This window comes from Aquabacterium fontiphilum (assembly GCF_009909205.1).
Taxonomy (GTDB): domain Bacteria; phylum Pseudomonadota; class Gammaproteobacteria; order Burkholderiales; family Burkholderiaceae_C; genus Aquabacterium; species Aquabacterium fontiphilum.
Genome location: NZ_JAAAPN010000002.1, coordinates 1 through 24415, shown reverse-complemented (window position 1 = coordinate 24415; position 24415 = coordinate 1). Strand labels below are relative to the sequence as shown.

Here is a 24415-nt window from a genome sequence, read left to right as displayed (position 1 = left end):
GGCAGTCAGATCAACGGTCTCACAGGCCCAGCGGCTTGGACACCGTCAGCCAGAAAGCCTGGCCTTCGGTACGGTTGCGCGCACCGAATTCCTTGATGAACTTGCCTTCCACCATCATGTCGCCGCCATCCTTGAGCCAGCCCACAGCCGGGCCGAGGCCATAGCCGCGCATGCGGTTGCCGTTGATGATCTCCTTCTGCAGGTCTCCGGACAGCCCGGACAGGTCCTGGGAATCGCTCTGGAACTGCTTGACCGCAAAGCCCTGCAAGCCCACACGGATGTCGTCCGTCACGAACTTCATCAACTGGAAGTCGACGTTGGCCACATTGCCCGAGCGGTAGCCGGTGTCCTTGTTGCGCGTGTTGAACGACAGCACCGTGCGCACGCCAAAATCCCAGCCCTCACCGATGTAGGAATACTGCAGCGACGGGCGGAAGGTGTAGAAGTTGCCAAAACCCGGATTCAAGCGGCGTTCGGCCTTGTAGTCCCCCGTGGGAATGACGAAGGTGTTCACCAGCGTCATGGCCTGGTTGTCGGCCAGTTCCCAGTGAATGATGCCGCCGATCTCCAGATCGCCGATGCCGGTGACACGGCCGCTCAGGCCATCGGCCACCTCGTTGAGCCCCGCCTGGACCTGAAAGATGGAGTTAAGTGGTTCGGGCACGCCCGACGTCAGCGTGAAGTTGCCTTTGCGCTGAACAAGCGGCAGCATCATCGTGAAGCCGATGTTGCCGCCAAACAGTCGGGTGTTGTCGAGGTAGGTGAGACGAGGTTGAACCGCGCGCACGTCCGCCTCAAGGCCCACCTTGGCGCGGTATGGACCGCCCGGCAGGAGTTCTGAGTTGGTGATGTGCGCCGTCGCCTGCTTCCCGTTGTCACCCTTGATCTTCTTCGCGTGATACGCCACCACCGGCGCCTGGAAGTACCAGCCCGGCATCAGCGGCGCCGTCATGTCGCTGCCACCGATGCCGGCTGAGTAACGCTGACCGCCGTTCTCGGCCGCACCAGCCGAAGCGCAGGCCAGCGCGGCAAGGGCGCATGCAGCCAGGCGCAGGGTCGAGGAATGGGTGCGGGCCGAACCAACACGGGTGGAGGTCATGAGCGGTACTCCTTGATGCTGAAAGCGAATGTGTAGAAAGATCGGAAACGGGAGTATCGGCAGCAAATGCCGAAACCCAAGTGGGGGTTTACTGTGCCCCGTTATTCGGTCAGGTGTGAAAACATGTGTCGGCCTCACACCACAACGCGCGGCACCGTCGATCAAAAAACAGGGATAACCCTCACTCACCTTCACCGAACTTGTCGTTCACCAGGTCCACCAGCGCCTGCATGGCTTCCTGTTCACGCTCGCCGTCGCATTCGATTTCGACCTGCGTGCCGATGCCGGCGGCGAGCATCATCACGCCCATGATGCTTTTGGCGTTGATGCGTCGGTCGCCGCGACTCATGTGCACCTGACACGGGAAGCTGCTGGCCAGCTTGGTGAATTTGGCCGACGCGCGCGCGTGCAGGCCCAGCTTATTGCTGATGGTGACGGTGGTCTTGATCATGGGTGGGGTGAATGGCCTGATTCTGTGGACGGCTGCTGGCCACCTGCATCACGCCCTGGGTACCGCCCGCAACGGCGCGCAGGATGAGCTGGTCGAGTGGCTCGCCAGCATAGTTCAGGGCGCGCCACAGCATGGGCACGTTCACGCCCGTGACGACCTTGACCTGCACGCCATCGGCCAGACGTTGGACGATGTTGCATGGGGTGGCTCCGAACACGTCGGCCAGCACCAGGGCCTCGCCGCGCGGGTCTGCCTCCACCAGTGCGCCGAGCATCTGCCTGGCCTGCGCCTCGAGCTCGTCGCGGGGCAGGTTGGCCGGCACGTCGAGCGCCTGCAGCTGCCCCCCCACATCCGGAAAACAATGCTGGGCAGCCAGCTTCAGGGCAGAAGCCAGCGGGGCGTGCGCAATGATCAGCAAACCGGGCATACGGGCCGGATTATCGGCGGCTCATGGCCGAAATTGGAAGCCATCGAAGAAGGCTTTCGCCACATCCTCCCCACTTGGGTCAGGTGGTGCGTCGGCCGGACGCCAGACGGACGCCTGGTAGACGTGCATGCCGTGGGCAAAATGCCACGCCTGCACCTCGACCTTGAATGGGCGGCCCGAGCCATCCGGCCGCTCGGTCACGTAGCGCCATGCGCCCGCCGCGGCCTGAGGTGTCATGCCCGGCACGGTCACCGGCGTGGGCCCCTCCACCGCCACCTGGCGCGCCACAGGCAGTTGCCGCGCCGCCTCAGCCAGGTTCTCGCGTGTCAATTGCGGCCAGCGCGTCAGCAGGTCGGCCATGGCCTGGGGCGAATCCGTCTCCACATGGCTGACGGCCCAGGTGGTCTGCCCCGTCTGGCAAGACTGCATGCTGACGGCGACCGGTTGCGGCAGGCCAGGCAGCGTCAGCGTGCGCTCGTGCGTCTGCGGCTTGCAGGGAAACATGGCCACCAGCCCCTGGCCAGACGCCACCTGCACCTCGCGCCAGTTCAGTTCCGGCGAGCACCCCGCCGTCGCGAGCAGGGCCGCGCCAGCCATCCAACAGCCAGCTGCCCGGCCCCATTTACCTGTTCTCATGCATTCACCTCGCTGTCTGTGCGGCTGCCAGCATGCTGGGGCTCACCCATGCATGGGATAGACAGGACGCGCCGGAACCGTAACACTTTGTGCTCACCCCATCGCCGCGGCACATGCAAGCGGCCCCGTTGCGCATGAATCTGCCCTCCGACCCTCCCCTGCACGAAGCCCTGTCGCTGGCCATGACGCCATCGACCGAGGCTGCGCCGCCTGCGTCGCCTGACCCCGAGGCCGACCCGGCGCTGCGCTGGCAGGCGCTGATCGCGCAGGTCGGGCGTGAACTGGCCGAACCGCTGACGGCGGCACTTGAGCGCGTCACCACCCTCAACACCACGGGCCGCATTGACCGCCAGGGCTTGCGTGCGCTGCGCGACGAGATCGACCGTGCCCGTCAGGCTGGTCTGCTGTGTCAGCAAATGGCACGCCTGGCATCTGGGCGCATCCGCCAGTCGCACGAGCGCGTCCACCTCACCAACACCTTGCAGAGCGTGCTGGCCTACCGGGCGCGCGAACTGCACGCCCATGGCATCCGGCTGACCCAGGCGCTGCGCCCGGCCGAGGTGAGACTCGACGCCTCCATGCTGTTTGCCCTGCTCAATGCGCTGGTGGACTGGTGGATTCCCACCACCGTCGGGGCGGTTGACCTGCAGGTCACGATGCGCAACTGGCCTGAGCGGGCCCGCCTGGTCTGCCGCATCCAGCACCAGCCCAGTGACCAGCCCACCACAGCCGACATGGACGGCCTCACAGAGCGGCTCAGCACCCTGCACTGGCATCTGCTGGAAGAAACCGCCCGGACACTGGGCCTCATCGTCGAGCGACAGATCGATGGTGTTCACGCCACGGTGAGCATCGAGTTCCCCACGACCGTGACAGCCACTTTCGAGGAGGTCATGCACGCACAAGACGCGCACGACTTCGTCGATTCGGTCAACTCCAAGCCACTGGCCGGCAGCCATGTGCTGGTGGTGGCGAGCCGCCGCGACGTCCGCGTGCAGGTACGCGAGTCGCTCAAGGCCATGGGCTTGGTGCTTGACTTCGTTCATTCCGTCAATGAGGCACAGGCCTTCTGTCAGGAGGGCCTGCCACACGCCATCGTGTTCGAGAGCGCCCTGCGCGGCACGCGGCTGGAGCATCTGTTCGACGGCATCCGCCGCGAGGTACCCGAATTCGTCTTCATCGAACTGCTCGACGAAGGCCGCACTTTCGAGATTGCAGCCGTCAGCCACACCGGCATGGCCCGTGTGGGACGCGACGCCATCGCCACCTCGCTGCCCTCTGCCCTGGTCTACGAGCTGACCCGGGTGATGTGATCCGGCGGGGCGCTGATCAGGCCGGTTTCGGCTCCGCCAGCAGCTTGGCGATGAGCTTGTTCATCGCATCGAAATCCGGCTCGCCAATGTAGCGCTTGACGATTTCGCCCCGGCGGTTGACCACAAAGGTGGTAGGCGTGAGCTGAACCGGGCCGAACGAGCGCGCGAACTCGCCCGTGTGGTCCATGATGACCCGAAATGGCAGCTCGCGGCTGCGCGCGAACGACATCACATAGGCCGGCGGGTCATATTGCATGGCCACGGCCAGCGTCTCCAGGCCCTGGGCCTGGAACTGGCGGTGGGTCGCGACGATGTGGGGCATCTCGCGCACGCAGGTGCTGCAGCTCGTGGCCCAGAAATTGATCACCATGACGCGGCCGGTCAGATCGGCCAGCCGATGCTTGCTGCCGTCGATCTGCACGAATGGCACATCGGGCACCTTGGGGCGGGACTCCCACTCGCAGCCGCTCAGCGCAGCCGGCAAGACGGGGATGCTCAGAAGAAGGGAACGACGCGTCAAGACCATCGGAACGGCACCTGTGGGGCAAACAACTCAAGGCGAGCCTGCAGCAGACCCCGATTGTGCCGGGTTCGTTCCCCCCTCCGACGGGCGGGGGCCCAATACCCGCACCACCTGTGGATCGCTCCAGGGGCCACTCACGTGGAAGACCTGCGTGCCCGCGTCAGCCACCTGCTTGCGCAGCAGCATCTGCGCCACGAAGGTGCCCAAGCCCACGACGGGGTTGATCGCTGCGTACGCCAACGAGGCGCCTCCGGCGTTGAAATCGGGCACGACGTAGACCTGCAGATCCTGTGTCTCATCGCGGATGTTGGCCTGCCCTTCCATCAGCACCACGGCCTGCACGCCGCGCATGCGCAGGTTGCGCGTGCGGGCCACACCCCGCTGGATCTGCACATCGCCGTCGATGGCGTCAAAGGCGAAACCCTCCTGGAACACGTCGCGGAAGTCGAGCACCAGTCGACGCGGCAGCGCCTGCAGGCTCAGCACGCCCAGTAGCTTGGCCGCGCCCGGATCGACCTTCAGAAACTGCCCCTGGTTGATGCGAACCTTGATCTCGCCACTCATGGAGTCGGCGTCCGGCTCGAGCGGCGCCCCCTGCCAGGCCACGTTGCCTGCCAGCTGCCCCTTGCCGCCACGCACTGTCTGCGGCAAGCCGAGTCGCGCCAGCAACGCCCCGCCGTTGTGCACATCCAGCGTGAAGCTGAACGCCGAGCGCGGCAGGTTACGGCCAGCGCTGTCACGCTGGGCGCCCAGCATGGTCCAGTTGCCGGTGGCGTTGAGCTGCGCCTCGGGCCCTGACAAGCGTAGCCGAGTCAGGCGCCATTCCGGCAGGGCCACGGGCGTCCCGCTGGCCACGCGGCGGTTCACGGCCTCGACCTCGAACCGCCCCAGCGGCAGCCCGCGCCAGTCGAACTGCTCCACCACCACGTCCAGCGCCGGCATGGGCGAGGCATCCGGGGCCATCAGGCGCTCGGTGGCCTGCTGCTGCAGCGCCTGGGCCTCGGCCGGCGGAATGGACAGACGCGACAGGCGCGCCACCAGGCGGTGCCCGGCCGGGCCACGCTCGGCCAGCGGCCCCGATTCCGGCAACCACTCGATCTGACCGGCCGCCTGGCGCGCGTCCAGCTGCAGCCGCCACACGCCAGGGCTGGGGTGGGCCAGGGTGGCCGTCACGTCGTCCAGGGTGCGCTGGCGCAGCGTCAGGCGGTCAGCGCGCAGGCTCAGCGTGTCAGGCAGCCAGACAGCCTCGGGCGCCATGCCGGAGGCGGGCGTGCCAGCCGCGGGTGTGCCCGATGGCGACAGCCCGGCCAGCACCGTCGACCATGCATCCAGGTCCAGGCTGTCAAGCACGATCTGCGCAGCCACACCGCGAGCGGGCAGGGGCTGAACGCGCGTGGGCGCCTGGGCGTCGGCCTGGAGCAGCATCACGCTGCCGCGCTCCAACTCAGCGGCCTGCCCGACCGCCGCACGCGCCCAACGCACATCCGCGCGCAGCCACGGCATGGCCGCTGCCGTCATCGGCAACGCGCGCGGGTTGCCCAGGTCCACCACCAGGCCGTCACGCAGCCCCGCGCTGTCTTCCTGCGTGTGGCGTACCTCCAGTGGCCAGACGGCCTGCGCCGGCTTGTTCATGGGCGCCGGCAGGTCGGCTGCCATGCCCTGCAGCGACGAGCGCACCACCACCTCTGCATGGGGCAAGCCCTGGCGCCCCCGCGCTTCGCCTACCTGCACCTGCACGCTCACCGGCGCATCACCCTTCAGCCGCGTGGCCAGGCGGGCCAGCATGGGGTACTCGCTGGCCTGGCGCAGCCCCTGCGCCGACATGCGGCCGGAGGCATTGAATCGCGTGATGCCATCGTCGCCTCGCTCGCCCTGTACCTGCATGGACTCGCCCCAGACCTGTGCCTGGGCCTTCACCGACAGGCGCCGCTCGGTAAAGCCGATCACGCCGCGGATCTGCCGCATCGCCGGCACACCGGCATTGAGGGTCAACGCCGCCTGGTCAGTCTCGGCAAGCCGCACCTCGCCGCGCACCGTGGTGTCATCCGTTCGGTTGAGCGGAATGTCCAGCTTCAGCGACATCGCCGCGCTGCCAGCCGCCCGGGCGTCATCCAGCACATGCCCCGTCCAGCCGCCCACCGGCGAGCGCGCCAGAAAACGCAGCGCATCGTCCAGCGGACCGCGTCCTTCACCTTCCACGCTCAAGCGCGGATCGTCGTCGCCCAGGTTGTCGATGCGCCCCGTCACGCCGCTGAGCATGAAGCGCCCGCCGCCCGAACTCGCCAGTCGCCCACTGGCCTGCTCGACCAGCATGCGCTGCCCGGAGAAGCGCAGCATGCCGCGCAGTTCGCTCATCGCCGGCCAGATGCCGCGCGGTGCGTCGGCCGTCAGCCCCAGCAGGGCTGGCGGCACGTAGTCCATCACCACATCACGCAGCGGCACATCCACCCGAAAGCGCCCACCGACGTCATCTTTGAACGGGAAGTCATGCAACTGGCCTTCGACCTCGAATCGCACGCCCTCGCCCACGCCGGCCAGAAAGGCCTGGCGCACATAGTTGCGCGTGTCCGCCGGGATGCTCAACGGCAGGTAGCGCCATACCCGCGTGGCCTGGGCCTGGTCCAGGCGCCCATTCAGGCGCAGCCAGCCCGGCAGGCCGCCCAATGCCTGGCCGTCTGCCGCGTTCTCGCCGGGCCGGCTGGTGCGCCATTGGCCTTCCAGCTCGCCGCTGGCGTCGGCGTTGGCAAACCGAGCCCGCCGCACCCACACCTCCCACGCGCGGGCATCAGCCGGCCCGCTGGCGCGCCAGCTGACCTCGGCCTGCAACTGCTCGACCGGAATGCGCGGCTCCTCGAACACGCCCGGGAAAGACAACCACCCCTGGCGCATCGCCACCGTCGCTTCCCCGCCATCCTGTGTGGCACGCACAGTGAGGTCGGCCTGCGCCAGACCCGGCCGTCCGCTCTGGACATCCCCTTCCTGCAGGCGCAACCCCTGCGCGCGGGCGTTCAGTTGATAAGTGGTCGGCGTCTGCGCCGGCCCCAGCCATCGCCAGTCCAGGTCCTGCAAGACCCCAGCCGGCGCCAGATCGGCCAACTGTCTATGCCAGACCTCCGGCAGCGGCAACCGATCGGCCAGTTCGGCCAGCACAGCCAAGTCCAGCCGACTGGCCTGGAAACGCCCTTCAGCCTCGCGCCAGGCCAGACGGGCATCGCTGCGCGGCCAGGCGCTGCCGTCGGCCAACGTGAACTGCAACTGCTGCCAGCCCAGCACGGTTTCGCCGTCGGCATGCGCCATCAACAAAGTGCCATCGAGCTGACGAAGGGCGAGCTCGGGCAGCCCTTCACGCAAACGCAGGCGCAGACCGCTGACCTGCGCCGTCACTCGGGCCTGCCCGGCGCGACCTCGGTCGATCGTGAGGTCAGCGGCCAGGCTGCCGCGCCCCGCCAGCACGGCCACGGGCAGGCGAATGTGATCCCGCCAGCGCCGCACATCCACCTGCGGCCACCGTGCTGTCACCGTACCGGACCACGCCCGCCAGTCGCTCGGCCGCGTCAGCCAGGGCTGGGCCAGGTCGGCCCGGGCGCTGAAGCGTTGCCCCACATCGGCCGGTGGCGTGGCTGACACCGTCAACTCGTGCCAGCGGCGGCCCAGCCCCATGCGGTTGCGCAAGCGCAGATCCACCTCACGCAGCGCCAGCGTGGGCGCGCCCAGGTACGCGTCTGTCCAGTCCACCTGGCCGTTTTCGATGCGGATGCGGGCCTGGGTCAGCACCCAGTCCAAGCCCCGGCGATCATCTGCCCCGTCCGCGGTGCCCCCCTCAGGCAACATCAGCCCCGCCACATGGATGCGCCCATTGCGATCGCGGCGCACCGCGAGCGCCGGCGCCCGCAGCACCAGTTCGCCCAGCCGAAGCTGGCCATCCAGCCAGGCCCACGGCGACAGCGTGGCCAGCGACACTCTGGCCGAGACCTCCGGCAAGGTCAGCCCCGGACGCTTTTGCGCATCCAGCAGCACCACATCGCGCAAGGTCACCGTCGGCCAGATACCCTGGCGTGCGCCCTGCACGGCGCCAATCTGCACGGGCACCCCCAGCGCCCGTGTGGCTTGTTCTTCCAGATCAACCCGCCAGTCGCCCGCGCGCGGCAGAATCACCCAGAGCAACACCATCCACCCGACGGTGGCCAGCATGCCCAGCACACCCGCCAGCAGCAGACCCCAGCGCGTCAGGCGCCAGGCCGCGCGCGCACTGCCCCAGGTCAGCGCCCGGGCCCAGCGGGCCGGCCACGTGCGGCGGGGCGCTTGCACCGATTCGTCGGTCTCAGAGACAGTTGCAGGCATGAAACAGGGTCACACGTCAGTCGAACCACCTAGATCACGGGCGGCGGCGGTGCTCTACCATCTGCCTTGCTGCTTGCGGGATCGACAAACGACTACCCTAGCACAGACCCCCCCATCGGCAGTTCGGTTCCATGTTTGATTTTCCTTCCGATGCGGCGCCCACCTCGGCACCGGCCCATCACTCGCGCTACGTCCAGCGCATCCGACGCCGCTACGAAGCCGAGCGCGCCGCGTTCGAAGCCGCCTGCGCAGGCGTGCCGCGAACCGCCGACATCCTCGCCCTGATCAGCCACCTCCAACAGCAGGGGCACGCCCTTCCGGCGGCCCTGCGCGTGGCCCGGCAACTCGTCATGGAGCGCCTGGCCACCCAGGACATCGAAGCCGGCGCGCCCATGGCCGCCATCACGCTGGCCATGACCGAGCTGGCAGAAACGACGCTCGACGCCGCGCTCGCCGAAGCCGAGGCCGAACTCGACGCACGTCACGGCCCCCCGCTCAACGAGCAGGGCGAACGCATTGACCTCTGGGTCGTCGGCATGGGCAAGCTCGGCGGGCGCGAGCTCAATGTCTCGTCCGACATCGATCTGATCTACGTCTACGAAGACGACGGCATGACGGCGGGCATCGATGATGGCAGCGGCCCACGTGGCCGCATCACCGCCCACGAGTACTTCAGCCAGGTCGTACGCAAGATCTCGGCCCTGATCGACGACACCACCGAAGACGGCTTCGTCTTCCGCGTCGATCTGGCACTGCGCCCCAACGGGAACTCCGGGCCGCCCGTGGTCAGCATGGCCATGCTCGAAGAGTATTTCCTCGTGCAGGGCCGCGAATGGGAGCGCTTTGCCTGGCTCAAGAGCCGCATCGTCGCCCCGCGCCGGTGCATGCCTGGTGGCGCACACCACAACCGCGCCCTGGCCCTGCGCAACCTGGTCATGCCCTTCGTCTATCGCCGTTACCTCGACTACGGCGTCTTCGAGGGCCTGCGCCAGCTCCACCGCAAGATCCGCGACGAGGCCAACCGGCGCGCGGCCGGCCGCCCCGAGCGCGCCAACGACGTCAAGCTCTCGCGCGGCGGCATCCGCGAAATCGAGTTCACCGTCCAGTTGCTGCAGGTCGTGCGTGGCGGTCAATTCCCCGAAATCCGCACGCGCTCCACGCTCAAAGCCCTGCCCCGGCTCGTCGCGCGCGGCCTGATTCCCGCCGAAACCGCGGACAAGCTGGCCCTTTGCTACACCTTTCTGCGCCGAGTCGAACACCGCATCCAGTTCCTCGATGACCAGCAGACCCACCTGCTGCCCACGAACGACGACGACCTCGCCTGGATCGCCGCCAGCCTGGGCGTGACCGACCGCGAAGAGGGCCCGCCCGAACGCCCGGACTGCCTCAGCCGCACCTGCCGCATGCTGGAGGCGTTGTGCCGCGTGCGTGAACTCGTGGCCACCGAATTCGATGCCCTGCTTCACGACGGCCGCGAGGCGCCAGCCGGCGGCTGCAAGGGGTGCGGCCAGCCCCCGGCGCCTGTGGACACCGAGGAGTTCCTCAGCCGACTGCCCGAGGGCGTGGCCGAGCCTGTGCGCCTGTTTGCTTCGCAGAGCAAAGTCACCATGCTGTCGGACGGCGCCAAGCTGCGCCTGGCCAAGCTCATCGGCCGCGCCACCCGCCTGGCCCTGCAGCCCGACGACGGCGACGAAGCCCTCGGCGCGGAAGCCGTGGTGCGCTTCGTCGAATGGCTCAACCCGCTGCTGCGCCGCGACAGCTACCTGGCACTGCTCATCGAGCGGCCGGAAGTGCTGCACCGCCTGCTGCGCCTGCTCGGTCTAGCCAAGTGGCCCATGCGCTACCTGCTGCGCCACCCGGGCGTCATCGACGAGCTGGCCGACCCTCGGCTCATGGAAGGCCGCTTCGACGCGGCCACCTACGAGCAGGAACTGGAAGACCGCTACCAGGCCTGGCAACGCGCCGGCCAAGCCGACGAAGAATCGCTGCTCGACACCCTGCGCCGCGCCCACCACGCCGAAGTTTTCCGCACCCTGGTGCGCGATGTCGAAGGCCTGCTGACGGTCGAACAGGTGGCCGACGACCTCTCCGCGCTGGCCGACGCCACGCTGAGCGTCGCCCTGCGCTGGGCCTGGAGCCACCTGCAACAGCGGCCCACGCGCCAGGCTGCCTACGCCGTGGGCCGCCAACCCCACTTCGCCGTGATCGCCTACGGCAAGCTCGGCGGCAAGGAGCTGGGCTACGGCTCGGATCTGGATGTCGTCTTCCTGTTCGACGAAACCCAGGACGCCGACGAAGGCGGCGGCCCCGACGCGCCATCCGCCATCGACGCCTACCTGGCGTTTGCCCGCAAGTACATCAACTGGCTCACGCTGCGCACCGCTGCCGGCGAGCTGTTCGAAATCGACACCGCGCTGCGGCCCAACGGCAACTCCGGCCTGCTGGTCACCAGCTTCCACGCCTTTGACGACTACCAGCGCCAGCGCGGCAGCAACACCGCCTGGACCTGGGAGCACCAAGCCCTCTCGCGCGCCCGCTGGTGTGCGGGCGAGCCGGCGCTGGCCGCCCGCTTCGAAGCCACACGCCGCGCCGTGCTGGCCACCGAGCGCAACCCGGATGCGCTGCGCGACGAGGTCATTGCCATGCGCAACCGCCTGCGCGAAGCCCACCCCTGCCCGGGCGACCACTTCGACGTCAAGCACTGCCCCGGCGGCATGATCGACATCGAGTTCGTCGTGCAGTACCTGGTGCTGGCCCACAGCCACGCCCACCCGGCCCTGCTCGACAACGTCGGCAACATCGCCCTGTTGCAGCGCGCAGAACAGGCCGGGCTGCTCCCCGAAGGCGTCGGCCTGGCGGCCGGCCAGGCCTACCGCATGCTGCGCCGCATCCAGCACCGCGCCCGGCTCAATGAGTCGCCGACCCGGCTGGGCCCGGACCAGCTCGCCAGCGTCCAGGTCCACCGCGAAGCGGTCGTCCACCTGTGGCACGCGGTGTTCGGCGTCCCGCCCGGCGCGCCGGCCTGACACCGCATGCCCCACTCCCTGCCGTGGGCCTGGTGGGCCGTGGCCCTGGCCCTCGGCCTGCCTGCCAGCCTGCTGGGCTGGGTGCCGCTCGACCAGCCGCTGACCGACTGGCCCACCTGGGCCGCCCCGCTCGCCTTGCAGCCTGATCGCGGCTGGCAGCAACCGCCCTGGGTGTACTGGAGTGCCGCCTGGTTGCACGGCAGCGCGGCCCACTACCTCGGCAACCTGATCGCACTGGTCGCACTCGCCGGGCTCGGGCAACTGGGGCGCATGCCGCCGGTCGCCGGCCTGGCCTGGGCACTGGCTTGGCCGCTGACCCACATCGGCATGCTGGCCGAGCCTGAGCTCAATCGCTACATCGGCATGTCCGGCGTGTTGCATGCAGGCGTCGGCGTGCTCGCCGCATTCCACCTCGCCGACCGACACCCGGGCGCCCGCCCCAAGCTGGGCACCCTCTTGATGGGGGGGCTCGCCTTGAAGGTTTTCATGGAAAACCCCTGGCAAACCACGCTCATCGCTTCGGCCGAGTCGGCTATAAATGTGGCCCCCTGGGCGCATTTTTCAGGGAGCCTTGCTGGCAGCGCCCTGGGTTGGCTCATCGCCCTGATGGCCCAGCCGCCCCGGCAGCCGCAGGCATCACCAGACTGACACATCGCGCGCCTACCCTCGTTTACCCCCGTGGATGCATGCCGGCGGGAACTTCATGTTCCCGTCCATGGTCAGTCCCTTCTCTCACCAACACAACCTCTTCCAAGATCATGTCCAGCCGTCTGCCTGTTTTTGCCCGTCAACGCCCTACCCGTCTGCTGGCCCTGGCGCCCATCGTGCTTGCCGCCGCGCTGGCAGCCTGTGGTGACAAATCCGAATCCGGCGCCAAGGCCACCCAGGCAGCCGCTCGCGTCAACGGCGACGAAATCACGGTTCACCAGATCAACCAGGTGCTCGAGCGTCAGCAAGGCCTCAAGCCCGAGCAAGCCGAAGAAGCCAGCCGCCGCGTGCTGGAAAGCCTGATCGACCAGCAGCTGGCCGTTGCCAAGGCCGAAGAGCAGAAACTCGACCGCGATCCGCAGATCGTCCAGGCCCTCGACGCCGCCCGCCGCAGCATCCTGGCACGTGCCTACCTCGAGCGCGCATCGGCCTCTGCCACCTCCGCGCCCACCCCGGAAGAAGTGCGCAAGTACTACGACGAGAAGCCCGCGCTGTTCTCGCAGCGCAAGATCTACGCCCTGCAGGAGTACACCATTCCGGGCAAGCCCGAAGAGTATCAGCCGCTCATCAAGGCCCTGCAGGCCACCAAGACACCTCAAGAGTTCGGCGAAGTTCTCAAGGCCAGCGGCGTGAAGTTCAACGCCAACCAGGTCACCCAGGCCGCCGAGAACTTGCCCATGGCCATCATCGACCAACTGGCCAAGGTCAACGACGGCGAGGCCCTCTACATCACCGCCCCAGATGGCTTCAAGGCCGTGCTGGTGGTCGCCTCGCGTCAGCAGCCCGTCAACTTCGAGCAAGCCAAACCCATCATCGAACAGTACCTGACCGTCGAACGCCGTCGCGAATTCGCCCAGAAGGAAATCAAGACCCTGCGCGAAGCAGCGAAAATTGAATATTTGGGCAAGTTTGCCGAAAAGGCTCCTGAGGGCGCTGCCTCGGCACCCCAGTCGGTGGACACGCCGCTGACTGCGCCGGCCGCCAGCGACGCCGCTTCGGGCGCGCTTGACGCAAACGCACTGAATAAGGGGCTGTCCGGCCTGAAATAACTGATTCTTCTTTTTAAAACTGGCAGACACTACAAGAAACGTCCGGGCAACCTCAGGTTGCCCGGCATCCACTCCGCCCAGCCGAAGTAACCCGTCCGCGCAGCGGATCAGCAGCATGAATTTTGATCAGTTTGTCCGCGTGATCAGAGCCAGACTCTGGCTTGTGATCGGCGTTGCGTTCAGCATCATCGCGCTGACAGTGGTGGTGAGTTGGTGGCTGCCCAAGACGTATGAGTCAACCGCCACAGTGATGGTGGACGCCCGTCCCGATCCTGTTTCGGTCAACGCATTCAATGCTTTGCCGCCTGCAGCCTACCTGGCTACCCAGGTGGACATCATCAAGAGTCCCGCCGTCGCACAAAGGGTGGTGAGGGCCATGCGGCTCCACGAATCACCCGACATCCGTCGCAAGTGGGAGACTGAGGCCAAAGGACGTGGCGACTATGTGGCCTGGGTGGCCGATCTGATCGGCAAAGGCCTGCGTGTTCGCCCCTCTCGTGAATCGAACGTCATCGAGATCGTTTACGAAGGAGCAGATCCTCGATTCTCGGCGGCATTGGCCAACGCCTTTGCACGCGCCTACATCGACTCCACCGTTCAACTCCGCGTCGACCCCGCACGACGCTATGCAGATTTCTTCGAAGAACGGGCACGACTGGCGCGCGACAAGCTTGAGGCAGCGCAGCTCCGCTTGGCCCAGGCTCAGAAGGAAAAAGGCATCGTCGTCACAGAAGAACGGCTTGACGTCGAAACGGCACGGCTGAACGATCTGGGCACACAGATCACCGCCCTGCGCATGCTCAAGGCCGAAACCGGCAGCCGATCCAGTGTCGCGCAAGCCAATCCTGATCGGGTGACCGACGTGCTCAGCAACCCCGTCGTCTCGGCCATCAAGACGGAGTTGGCGCGCGTTGAAGCGCGGCTGGAAGAGCTTTCTGCCCGATTTGGCGATGCCCATCCGCAAGTCATCGAGGCCCGAGCCAACATCGAAGCGCTGAACCAGCGCCTGCGCTCTGAAACCTCGAAGGTCACGACCAGCGTGTCGCTGTCCAATCGCGTCAGCACCGCTCGCGAAGCGCAGGCTCTGGCCGAGTACGAAGCACAGCGACTGCGCGTCCTGAAGATGAAGGAAGACCGCGGTGAACTGCAAGTGATGGAGCGCGAGGTTGAAAGCGCCCAGCGGATTTATGACTCCATTCAGGCCCGCTTGAGCCAGACCAATCTGGAAAGCAGCGCCAATCAGTCCAGCATCTCGCTGCTGAGCGCCGCGACCGAGCCCATTTCGCACGCCTCGCCCAAGATGCTGATCAACACCCTGGTGGCCATGACGGTCGGCACCTTCCTTGGCATGATGGCCGCACTCGGCATGGAACTGCTTGATCGCAAGGTGCGTGGCCCATTCGATCTGGTTCAGGCCCTGGACATCCCTGTCATCGGCGTGATCCCGGCCCCTGGCAACAAGCGATCCCTGTTCGGGCGGCTGTCACGCCAGCCGCGGGAGGCAAACAGCAGGATCATGCTCAACCGAAGTACGGGCAGCACCGCGCTCGACCACGCCTGACGCCTGCCCAACATGAACAAAGACTTTCAGCCTTCGCGCAGCAACCCGATGGACGCCGCAGTACCTTCCAGCTTTCAGGACACCGAGCAGGTTCCGCGCGAGCGCTCCATTGGCGAGATCATCTCTGAGGCCAACAACCTCTCACCTGAGCAGATCGAGCGCATCCTCGACTACCAGCGTGAGAATGGGGTGCGTTTCGGCGAGGCGGCTGTCGCTCTCGGGCTGGCCAACAGCGATGACGTGCTCTGGGCGCTGGCACAACAGTTCCATTACCCGTACGCCAACGAGAACAAGTCGGCCATCCATCCCGAACTGGTGGTGGCCACAAAGCCGTTCACCGATCAGGCTGAGGCGTTCCGCGCCATTCGCAGCCACCTCATCATGAAGGTGTACAGCCAAGAAGACGGCCCCCGACCTGCCATCTGTGTCATCAGCCCCAACAGTGGAGACGGCAAGACCTACTTCGCGGCCAACATCGCAGTAGCGTTCTCTCAGCTTCCTGGCCGCACGCTGCTTATCGACGCAGACATGCGTAACCCCCGCCTGCACGAAGTCTTCCGGCTTTCCGACCGTGCTGGAGGGTTGTCGTCCATCTTGTCCGGACGTGCGGCCACCAAGGTGATCCAGTCGGTCGAAGGGCTGCCCAACCTTTTCGTGCTGCCAGTAGGCCCCACGCCACCGAACCCGCTGGAGTTGCTTGAGCGGCCTGCTTTCGGCCTCATGCTGCGCGAACTCAAGACCAAGTTCGACCGCATCATCGTCGACACGCCCGCTGCGTCATTGGGCACAGACGGGGCCGTATGCGCTGCCAAATGCGGCGCCGCGCTCATTGTTGCAAGGCAGAACCAGACGCGCATTCATGCCGTCGAACAACTCTCCAGAGTCGTTGCCATGGGCCCTGCCAAGCTGATAGGCAGCATCGTCAACGAGTTTTGAGCGCAACGGGCCGGCGCGCCCGGCCAGCATCATTCAGGGCCGGTCGACACAGCCAAGCCCGCCATACAGGTACGTGACGCCTGTTCCGTGGACGACACCCAGCCCATCCATGCGAGTCGATCCCAGCGATCTGAAACGGTGGGCAAGTCTCGCCATCTCCTGACCTGTCCATCCGGCATGGTCACGGTGAGCTCCCATCGTGCCGGCCCACCGCCCGTGCGGGCGCTCACCGCCACCTTGTACCAGGCGCGTGGTCGCCAAGACAGCAAAGTCCTGCCAGCCACCTCCAAGCCATCGCCGCGCAAGGTGAGGCTCGGCCCCGTCCGGAAAGGCTCGGAGCCGTCACGCCACTCGTGAACCAACCGCGTCAGTTCGTCCACCCACACGTCAAACACCACCGTGACGGTGCCGGCGGAAGCCTTGTAATCCAGAAACACATGGGGATCGAAGCTCGCCAGTCCGGGCACCCCATCAGTCAATCGCAGGCAGTGGCGACCTCGACCGGGCTCCGCCATGGCGACCTGAGCAAGATCGGGGCGCCCCGAAGGCGAGTACCGCAAGGGCGCAGGCTGGGTGGCCAACGGCATGTCGGCAAAATCCAGTCTCACGCCGGGCACCTGGGGCTGAGGCGCGAACCGAAGCTCACGCGCCCCTGCCCCCGGCATGACGCCGGGAAGGTCCCGTCGGACCGCTTCCACGCGAGCCTGGGCCTGGCTGAGTACCTCGCGAAACACCGCGTTGCGCTCCGGAGGCAAACCTTGCAACTCCAGCGCGGCCACGTCGGACTCACCGCCGATCAAGCGAAGGCCCGGCCGGGACTGGCAGCCCTCTTTACAGACGCCACGACCGGCTTGCTGCCCTTCCGGCAGCAGGTTGCCGCGAGCCACCCACCCGGCAAGCGTCCCAGCGATCTTGAGCGCGGCATCATCCTTCCCCAGAAGCACATTGTTCTCCAGGCTCCAGGGACCGCTTTGGCGAACGTCCGTCCAACTGACCTCCGGCGCACCGCTACCCAGGAGGAAATTGTCGGCAACGGTCAGATCCCGCCCATAGTGCAGATGAAAGCCCCCCGACTGGGCCTCCATCACCACATTGCCGCGCACGGCAAAATCTGACGAACCCTCATCGGCATAAATGCCCCAGGCACCGGCACCATAGTCAGGAAAGCCACGCACCCTGCGCACATAGTTGCCACTGATGACCGTCCCGGGTGCCCGGCCCAGGGTGTAGATGCCGCCCAAATCAGCCAGTTCGCCCTGCCCGATGTTCCACAACACATTGCGCCGCACCGTGTTGTCGCCCGAAGTGGCCGCCCCATACCCCCATTGCCACCCCACCGAGATCCCGGAATAGCGCGTGTTGGCGATGACGTTGCCCTGGATCACGTTGCCAAACGAATGACCGATCCAGACCCCCAGCCCCCCGGGAAACACCTCGCCGGTACCGGTGATCACGTTCTCGAGCAGGCGGTTGAATCCGGTCGCCGGACGGCCCGGCACAGGCTTGTCAGGTTCACCGACTTTGACCCCTCCCGCGCCGAGGTCCCGCATTGCGCAGCGCTCAATGGTCACATGCTGCACGGCATCGCGCAGCCAAGCGGCATAGCCACCCGTGTGGGCGATCTCGCAGTCCTGCAGTTTGACGAACCGGGTGCCCTGCATCTCGATGGCCGCCGGAACACGAACGGCGCCCTGCCAGTCGCCCTGCGCCGCACCACCCAACAGTGGTTGGTACGTGTAGGCGAAGCGCAGTCCCCTGACGTGCACATGCTCCACCCACCGCCCGCGAGCGGCATCGCCCTTGAACACCAGAAGCCGCTCATTGACCGGCAAGTACGCCGTTGTCCCGCGGTCGTTCGCCGACTTGGGCACATACCATACGGCCCCAGCAGTCATCAGCCACTCGCCAGCGGCATCCAGCGCGCTTGGCGCGTTCTCGAGGAGGTAGCGCTGCGTCGCGCCAAACTGTTGGAAAGGCCAGTTCGCCTCCGGGGTGATCGTGACTGTGCCCCCGTCCCGCGCCGCTGATCGCACCCTGTGGCGGCCCGTGGTCCAGGACTGGTAGACATGTAGCCACGCCCGCTCGCGTTCGTCCGCCGACAAGGCACCCAACACGTCCGCAGCGGCCTTGTCGGCCACAAAAGCCGCCTTGCTGCCCGCGGACGCTGGTGCCTTGACCACCCAGTGGCTACCCAAGTTGGGCGAGCGAGCCAATACCGCGCGTTGGTCGCCCACAAAGAACTGCCCGCCAACGCGGAAGTCCGGTGTACGTCGGGACGCCGGCAGTGCGTACTCCAGGCGCCCGCCTGGCCCCTGCCGCGGATCCTGCAGCCGCCAGGCCCCCACCCAGCGCGAGGCACCGGATGGCGCGCCTTCCAACACCAACGGTACGGCCGAGGTTCCAGAGTCTGCCGGCGTCAACTCCACCGTGTCGAATATCGGAAACTCGCCTGCTGGAAACACCACTCGAATCGCGCCAGTTGCCCCACTGGGCAGCTTCTGCCGTGCCTGCCTGGCCTCGGCGAGCGCCTTGGTCACGGCGTCCGAGCCGCCGCCCGTTGGAACGCGGATGACCACATCCACTGGCGCTGCGTGCGCACTGGCGAACAGCACGGCGAACACACATTCCCACGCTCGACGCATCAAGGCCATGTCGGTTGTCCTTACCTCAGCAAGGTCCAGTCTTCCGGGCAAATTCCGATCCCGCTCGTAGGCACACCGACCAACCAGTGATCCGGTGCCACCACGCGCTTGTCGGGCCCCTCGGCCAGGAAGGCGGCCCACCAGCTGTAAGAGCTGTTGGAGATGATGAAATGATCGCATGCACGCATGCGCATCATGTCTACCCAGGCTGGCTGATCCGCAGCGGGCGTGGCAAAAATCATGTCTTCTGCAAACTGCAGGTTCGCCCGAGCCCATTGCGGGTCATCCGAGAACACCACCAGGCGAGCGTCAGGAACCGACTGCCGCAGATGCTCCCAGGCTCGGCGGTAGTAGCCCACATCGCATACCAGGTGCATGGCTGCGGCGGGGTCTGACACGTAATCACCGCGGCGCGCATGGAGCGCCACAAGTGGTCGTGCGGCCTGCCGCCACGCCGTCACACTGGCCCCGTGATCGCGCAGATCCACCGCAAACAAGCGCCGCAGCGTAGGCAGCATGCCTTCCAGATAACGCACCTGCTGCCAGTAGCCGTCCACCAGCCACGGCGCGCGCCGGGGCCATGGCCGCCAACCACCCACCTCGGGCTCGACCCAGACATGGTCGGGCACCGGCAAGCCGGCGCGGTCCTGCAACCGGCGCGCCCCAATCACAACCCACCGCACCAGCCGCCAGCGCGCGGGGGACAGCGTCACACGCTCAATTCCGAATGGAGCCAGCCCCCAATCACGCTTCACCCGCGCATCCTGCGAGAAGTCCACGTACGCCACCTCGGCGCCATATCGGGCCTTCAAGGCTGCGCCATATGCCACCTGGAACATCTGATTGCCCAGACCGCCGCGAACCAGCACCCACGTCTTCATGACCCCTTACCTTCCCGCAACGCCCACCAGCGCCCCAGACAGAACTGTGTGGCGCCGCACAACGCCCAGGACCATCCGCCAGCCACCATGCCCCATCGCGGCACGGCCCAAGCCAGCAACGCAGCCTGACCAACCAGAATCGTCAGGTTGATGAACAACACCACACGCCAGGCATTGGCCGCCACCATCCGCGTGTAATCGGCTGCATACAGGCCGTTCAGCGCCACCCCGACCAACGCCCAGGCCAGCACCCGGGCTGCGTCGGGATGAACCAACTCAGCCCCCAGCCAGAGCACCAACACCCGATGCGCCTGCCATGCCACCAGCAAGCAAGGCAAGGCGCACAGGACGGCTGTCAGCCAGAACAGCGTCGATGCCGAGCCCGCGCCTGCGCTGACCACTCTCGGAAGAAAGGCCTTCTGCAAGGGCTGTTGAAGGTTCATGAACGCCAGCCCGAATGTCACCACGACGGCGTATGCGCCAAACACATCCACCGTGAGCCAAGACGCCATCAGCACGCGGTCGATCTGCGTGGTGGCCATCCCGGCCAGGACCGCAACCCCGAATCCGCCGATGCGGGACAGCAGCCCTGCCGAGCCGACTGACTCGACCGGCTTCGCCGCCGCGACATCTGCATAGCGGCGGCGCACCGCGCGGTAGTTCAAACCCACCTCGATCGCGCCCACGACCACAAAAGGCAGCACATACGCCCAAGCCGAAGCCCAGCCCCCGCCCACCATCCCCAGGGCCAGCGCATGCTTGCCCGCGAGGAACGACGCCTGGCGCACGTTTGCCCGACGCTGCTCCTGCAGCCCGTTCCACAAGGCCATGGGCGCCGAGTTCAGGAACGTCAACGCAAACTGGCACAACACCAACCGCAGCGCCAACTCTGCGCCAGCCACAGACGCGAATTGCGTATCCGCGAGCATCCAACCCACGGCGGACTGTCCCACCACAAAGGCCGCCAGTGCAATGCGGCCATAAAGTGCCCGAAAGCGCACGAACAGTTGCCACTGCGCGGCGCGATCCTCTACTGCCGATGCAAACTCTCGCGGTGCCACCTGGGCGAGACCAGCATCCAGCAGAAACAACACCGCCTGCACCGTGATACACAGCGCCACCAGCCCCCACTGTTCCGCGCCAAGCCAACGAACATACAAGGGCGTCAAGAACAGCGTCACCCCCGCCATCAGCCCCACATAGGCGTAGTTCGACAGCACGTTCTCGACCACCACGCCCAGGCGCCGTCCCTCAGCCATCACGGCGCCCCTGTCGCAGTCGACGATGCTCGCGCGCCTGCTCATAGATGGCCAACAGCGCCTCCATGTTCACCTGAGGTCGATACCGCTGCTCGTACACCGCGCGAGCGCGCCGGCCCATGGCCAGCATGTCCGCGGGATGCGCCTGGGCCCACGCCACCTTGGCCGCGAGGTCTCTGGCATCGCCCGGCTCGAACAGCAAGCCGGTAACCCCGTCATCGACGAGCTCGGCCATGGCGCCCATGCGACTCGCCAGCACTGGCACACCGCAGGCATACGCCTCCACGATGGTGCGAGGAAAGTTTTCATAGCAGATGCTGGGCAGCACCAGAAAGCTTGCCTGCCGCAGGCGCGCCACGACGGCATCGAGTGGCTGAAAGCCCATGTAGGCGGCCCCAAACGCCTGGGCAACCTCATGCTCGTATGCCTCACCGCCGCCAATCACGGTGACATCAGACAAGCCGTGTTCGCGGCGCGCAGCCAGCAAGACCCCGATGCCCTTCTCCTGAGACAGACGCCCGATGAACAGTCCACCCGCACGCCCCTCCACCACCGGCGACTCCGGCCAATCGAAAAAATTGGGCTTGACCGCGATCCGGTCCGCCGGCAGCCCGCCTTCGATCAACTTACGCCGGCTGAACTCGCTCAGCGCGATGAAGCGATCCACCTCGCTCGCATAGGTGCCCAACGCGCGGTGCACCAACAGCATGCCCGACAACACGGCTGTTTGCGCCACGGAGCCCCGGTAACAACCACGCACCACGCCTCGCCAGGGCAGCTTGCCCACACAGTCCTCGCACACCTTGCCGTCACGCAGCAGCATCGCCTGCGGACAGATCAGGCGGAAGTTGTGCAGTGTCTGAACCAGGGGCACCCCCTCTGCCGAAACCGCCTGCAGCACAGCCGGAGAAAGCGCCTGAAACGTGTTGTGCACATGGACCACATCCGGCTTGAATGCACGCACCATTTTGCGCATGGCCGCGTGCCCCTGCGACCACCAGATCGTGCGCCGCGCTGCCTGAGGCGGCGACAACTCCGACATGCAGTTGTTGTGCTCGAAGCAAGTCTCTACCTCATGGCCATGGTCGCGCAACAACGCCAACTCGGCCTCCACAACCGAGTCCTCTCCACCATGCTGTTGGTAGTAGCTGTGCGCAAGCAACACCCGCATGCGTCAGGCTCCCGAGCGGGCTGGCCGGTAGCCGCGCGAGCGAGCCAGCGCCTGGGTGCGCAGCCCATACGGCATGCACAGCAGCAGCACGGTCAACACATCCCTGCGCCGCAAGCCAGAGCAGCGTGCGGCGGCCAGTACATCGACCAGCGCCGACCAACGCTCATTCAGCTCCAAATGGGACATCGAGCGAATCCGCAACCACAGCCCTCTGAACAGCGCCAAGCTGCGCGCGCGTTCGGGATGCCGGCCCGCCAAGGCATCCAGCCCTGCCAAGACCGGACATGGACTCACTGGCCGACGCACTGCCGCCCTGCGACGGTCCGGCGCCACAGGCGGTGCCATGTAAATGGCCGTCGCCGAGCGTCCCATTGGAAAGGCACCGAGACAGCTCAGCCGAGCCCAGGTCAGCACGTCCTCGCCCGATGCCACCCCGACCGGAAAGCCCCCTACCGCCTGCAAAGCCGCGCGCGACACCATGACCGCCGAACTGTGAACCGGAAACTCCCGCTCGACCGACTCGAGAAAGTAATCGTCGATCAAATACCAGTCCGCGGATCCATCCTCACGCAGCCTCACGACCCGATCCAGACCCGAATCGTCCTGCAGCCGATAAGCCGTCGCCCACATGGGCGCATCGGGCACCTTGCTGGCCAATTCGTCGAGCTGCGCCAGATGCCCCGGCAGCCACACATCGTCCGCATCGAGAAACGCCACGCGCTCGCTGCGTGCAACACGGACGCCATGATTGCGCGCAGCCGACACGCCCCCATTCGGCTGGCGGATCAGGCGGATGCGACCATCCTCCGCCGCCCACCGCGCGACAACATCCGGCCCCTCGTCGCGCGAGCCGTCGTCCACGACAACCAGCTCCCATTCCGGAAACGATTGCGCCACCACCGACGCAATGGCAGCGTCGATCGTGTGGGCCTTGTTGTACAGGGGAATAACGACCGAGATCACCATGACCGCGCTGGCCGGCCCTTCAACGAGGCGCCTTTGGAAGGCTGCGCCGGTGCACCGGGCGCAGGCTGATCGGCCGGGTCAATGCGGGCGCACATCACGATGTAGAAGATCAAGAGGTAGTAGATCAGGCTGTTGTCGGTGACGAACAGCACATTGATGAAGACCGCCAACAGCTTGGCCCGGAAGCTGCGCACCGAGTACATGACCCCGATCACGACCATGTACCAGAGCAACCCGTACTCATACAGCAGCTTCATCAGATCGCTGTGCAGGTTGATCTTGTCGGCCCCGTCCATCACGCCGACAGACAGAGTCAGGTCATACACCGCGCCAGCGCCCTTGCCCATCACCAGAAAGCGTCCCCACTCTTCCACGATCTCACGCGAAGGCACCGACAGGAAAGTCTGCCGCCCCTGCCCGAACGCGTTCGCGCTCTGGTTGGTCCAGCGCATGATCTCGTAGTCGAACACCCCCAGGGCATAGGCCATGGTCAACCCAATCACCAACAGGTTGGCTGGCACCATGAACAGCGGATTGAGGAACCATCGCGTGCGCTTCTCGCCCAGCAAGAACAGCAAACCAACCAGCAAAGCGCCCACCAACGCGATCCGCTTCAGGAAGAAGACCGTACACACCAGACAGAAGAGGTAAAGCAACCACTGCCGCCTGTACACCGCAAACACCGCAAACGCGCCCATGTAAAACGCTGTCGCGCTTTCAAAAGGCGAATGCGAGGCCATGAAGTCGAACTGAAGGAAATCGCGCCAGTTGCCAAACATGGCGAAGAACGCCATCGTGCTGCCGAACGTCAGCAGCGCAATCGTCCACAGACGAATCTTGGGCACCGAAGCCAGAAAGCCTACGCTGATGCCCGCAAAGGCAAGAAACAGGTCACGCATTCCCTCCTTGCCCGCCAGCGGCAAGAAGATCAAACCACCCAGCAGAAACGCCACATAGACCCACATCTCCTCAGGCAACTTGCCCGCGCCGTCTGCCAGCAAGGCAATCACCACGAGGAACGGGGTCAACAGGAAGAAGTAGCGAAACGGCGGCAAGGTCGCGCTGATCAGCGCGGCCACCAACGCAAACCAGAAGACCATGTGCGACACCCTGATCTGGTGTCGACCACTCTGGCGATAGGCGTCGGCCCCGCCGACGCCTCGACTCAGATCCAGCGGCTTTGAACGAAACAACACCGCTCACTCGTGATAGTCGTAAGCCTGATAGCCGGCCTGCTTGACCAGGTCATCGCGCTTGGCGCTGGTGTAGTCGCTCTGCACCATCTCGCGCACCAACTCGTGCAGCGTGATCTTGGGCTCCCAGCCCAGCTTGGTCTTGGCCTTGGTCGGGTCGCCCAGCAGCGTCTCGACCTCGGTGGGGCGGTAGTAGCGCGGGTCCACCCGCACGATCACATCGCCCACCTTGC

19 protein-coding genes are annotated in these 24415 nt (G+C 66.2%); 6 read left to right on the top strand and 13 right to left on the bottom strand.

From position 1 onward, the window contains the following. Positions 1–19: 19 nt before the first annotated feature. The 4 genes from GTZ97_RS02160 to GTZ97_RS02145 all read right to left on the bottom strand — a co-directional run bounded on the left by GTZ97_RS02160 (position 20) and on the right by GTZ97_RS02145 (position 2613). Positions 20–1099 carry a SphA family protein gene (locus GTZ97_RS02160; protein WP_161648888.1) on the bottom strand — a complete coding sequence of 360 codons (1080 nt, stop codon included), beginning with the start codon at positions 1097–1099 and terminating at the stop codon, positions 20–22. 181 nt (positions 1100–1280) lie between these two features. Continuing rightward, entirely contained in the window at positions 1281–1550 is a 270-nt protein-coding gene (locus tag GTZ97_RS02155) for an HPr family phosphocarrier protein (protein ID WP_161648887.1), read from the bottom strand. Beyond that, the gene (locus tag GTZ97_RS02150; protein ID WP_161648886.1) at positions 1519–1977 is read right to left on the bottom strand and encodes a PTS sugar transporter subunit IIA; all 459 of its coding nucleotides are present in this window, start codon (positions 1975–1977) and stop codon (positions 1519–1521) included. Before GTZ97_RS02150 ends, GTZ97_RS02155 begins: the two co-directional genes overlap by 32 nt. A gap of 21 nt (positions 1978–1998) precedes the next feature. Further along, positions 1999–2613: a hypothetical protein gene (locus GTZ97_RS02145; protein ID WP_161648885.1), complete on the bottom strand. Its 615-nt coding sequence runs from the start codon at positions 2611–2613 to the stop codon at positions 1999–2001. 134 nt (positions 2614–2747) lie between these two features. On the opposite strand from GTZ97_RS02145, the gene GTZ97_RS02140 reads away from it, so the two are divergent. Beyond that, the gene (locus GTZ97_RS02140) at positions 2748–3926 is read left to right on the top strand and encodes an ATP-binding protein (protein WP_161648884.1); all 1179 of its coding nucleotides are present in this window, start codon (positions 2748–2750) and stop codon (positions 3924–3926) included. A 16-nt stretch (positions 3927–3942) separates the two neighbouring features. Here the strand turns inward: GTZ97_RS02140 and GTZ97_RS02135 are convergent, their stop codons facing one another. Together GTZ97_RS02135 and GTZ97_RS02130 are read right to left on the bottom strand one after the other, a co-directional pair. Beyond that, positions 3943–4452, bottom strand: coding sequence for a TlpA disulfide reductase family protein (locus GTZ97_RS02135; protein ID WP_161648883.1), 510 nt, complete (start codon positions 4450–4452; stop codon positions 3943–3945). Positions 4453–4479: 27 nt separating this feature from the next. Continuing rightward, on the bottom strand, positions 4480–8790 hold the full coding sequence (locus GTZ97_RS02130; protein WP_161648882.1) for a YhdP family protein: 4311 nt from the start codon (positions 8788–8790) through the stop codon (positions 4480–4482). A gap of 131 nt (positions 8791–8921) precedes the next feature. On the opposite strand from GTZ97_RS02130, the gene glnE reads away from it, so the two are divergent. From glnE to GTZ97_RS02105, 5 genes are all read left to right on the top strand, one after another. Further along, complete coding sequence (glnE, locus tag GTZ97_RS02125) at positions 8922–11816, top strand: bifunctional [glutamate--ammonia ligase]-adenylyl-L-tyrosine phosphorylase/[glutamate--ammonia-ligase] adenylyltransferase (RefSeq protein WP_161648881.1); 2895 nt, start codon at positions 8922–8924, stop codon at positions 11814–11816. Between the two features lie 6 nt (positions 11817–11822). Beyond that, complete coding sequence (locus GTZ97_RS02120; protein WP_161648880.1) at positions 11823–12464, top strand: rhomboid family intramembrane serine protease; 642 nt, start codon at positions 11823–11825, stop codon at positions 12462–12464. Between the two features lie 110 nt (positions 12465–12574). Further along, on the top strand, positions 12575–13573 hold the full coding sequence (locus tag GTZ97_RS02115) for an EpsD family peptidyl-prolyl cis-trans isomerase (protein ID WP_161648879.1): 999 nt from the start codon (positions 12575–12577) through the stop codon (positions 13571–13573). A gap of 115 nt (positions 13574–13688) precedes the next feature. Continuing rightward, positions 13689–15134, top strand: a complete 1446-nt coding sequence (gene epsF / locus GTZ97_RS02110; protein WP_161648878.1) for a chain length determinant protein EpsF — start codon at positions 13689–13691, stop codon at positions 15132–15134. Between the two features lie 12 nt (positions 15135–15146). Beyond that, a complete protein-coding gene (locus GTZ97_RS02105; protein WP_161648877.1) occupies positions 15147–16070 on the top strand; it encodes a polysaccharide biosynthesis tyrosine autokinase in 924 nt (307 codons plus the stop codon). Between the two features lie 29 nt (positions 16071–16099). On the opposite strand, the gene GTZ97_RS02100 is transcribed toward GTZ97_RS02105, so the two are convergent. The 7 genes from GTZ97_RS02100 to GTZ97_RS02070 form a co-directional block, all read right to left on the bottom strand. Continuing rightward, entirely contained in the window at positions 16100–18721 is a 2622-nt protein-coding gene (locus GTZ97_RS02100; RefSeq protein WP_161648876.1) for a right-handed parallel beta-helix repeat-containing protein, read from the bottom strand. A gap of 11 nt (positions 18722–18732) precedes the next feature. Next, the gene (locus tag GTZ97_RS02095) at positions 18733–19593 is read right to left on the bottom strand and encodes an alpha-1,2-fucosyltransferase (RefSeq protein WP_161648875.1); all 861 of its coding nucleotides are present in this window, start codon (positions 19591–19593) and stop codon (positions 18733–18735) included. Further along, on the bottom strand, positions 19590–20897 hold the full coding sequence (locus tag GTZ97_RS02090; RefSeq protein WP_161648874.1) for a lipopolysaccharide biosynthesis protein: 1308 nt from the start codon (positions 20895–20897) through the stop codon (positions 19590–19592). The genes GTZ97_RS02095 and GTZ97_RS02090 overlap by 4 nt, the downstream gene beginning before the upstream one ends. Beyond that, the gene (locus tag GTZ97_RS02085; protein WP_161648873.1) at positions 20845–22023 is read right to left on the bottom strand and encodes a glycosyltransferase; all 1179 of its coding nucleotides are present in this window, start codon (positions 22021–22023) and stop codon (positions 20845–20847) included. The genes GTZ97_RS02090 and GTZ97_RS02085 overlap by 53 nt, the downstream gene beginning before the upstream one ends. A 3-nt stretch (positions 22024–22026) precedes the next feature. Next, positions 22027–22989: a glycosyltransferase family 2 protein gene (locus tag GTZ97_RS02080; RefSeq protein WP_161648872.1), complete on the bottom strand. Its 963-nt coding sequence runs from the start codon at positions 22987–22989 to the stop codon at positions 22027–22029. Further along, positions 22983–24089 carry a hypothetical protein gene (locus GTZ97_RS02075; RefSeq protein WP_161648871.1) on the bottom strand — a complete coding sequence of 369 codons (1107 nt, stop codon included), beginning with the start codon at positions 24087–24089 and terminating at the stop codon, positions 22983–22985. Before GTZ97_RS02075 ends, GTZ97_RS02080 begins: the two co-directional genes overlap by 7 nt. Before the next feature lie 99 nt (positions 24090–24188). After that, positions 24189–24415: GDP-mannose 4,6-dehydratase (locus GTZ97_RS02070; RefSeq protein ID WP_201748137.1), on the bottom strand; the 227-nt coding region annotated here is incomplete at its 5' end.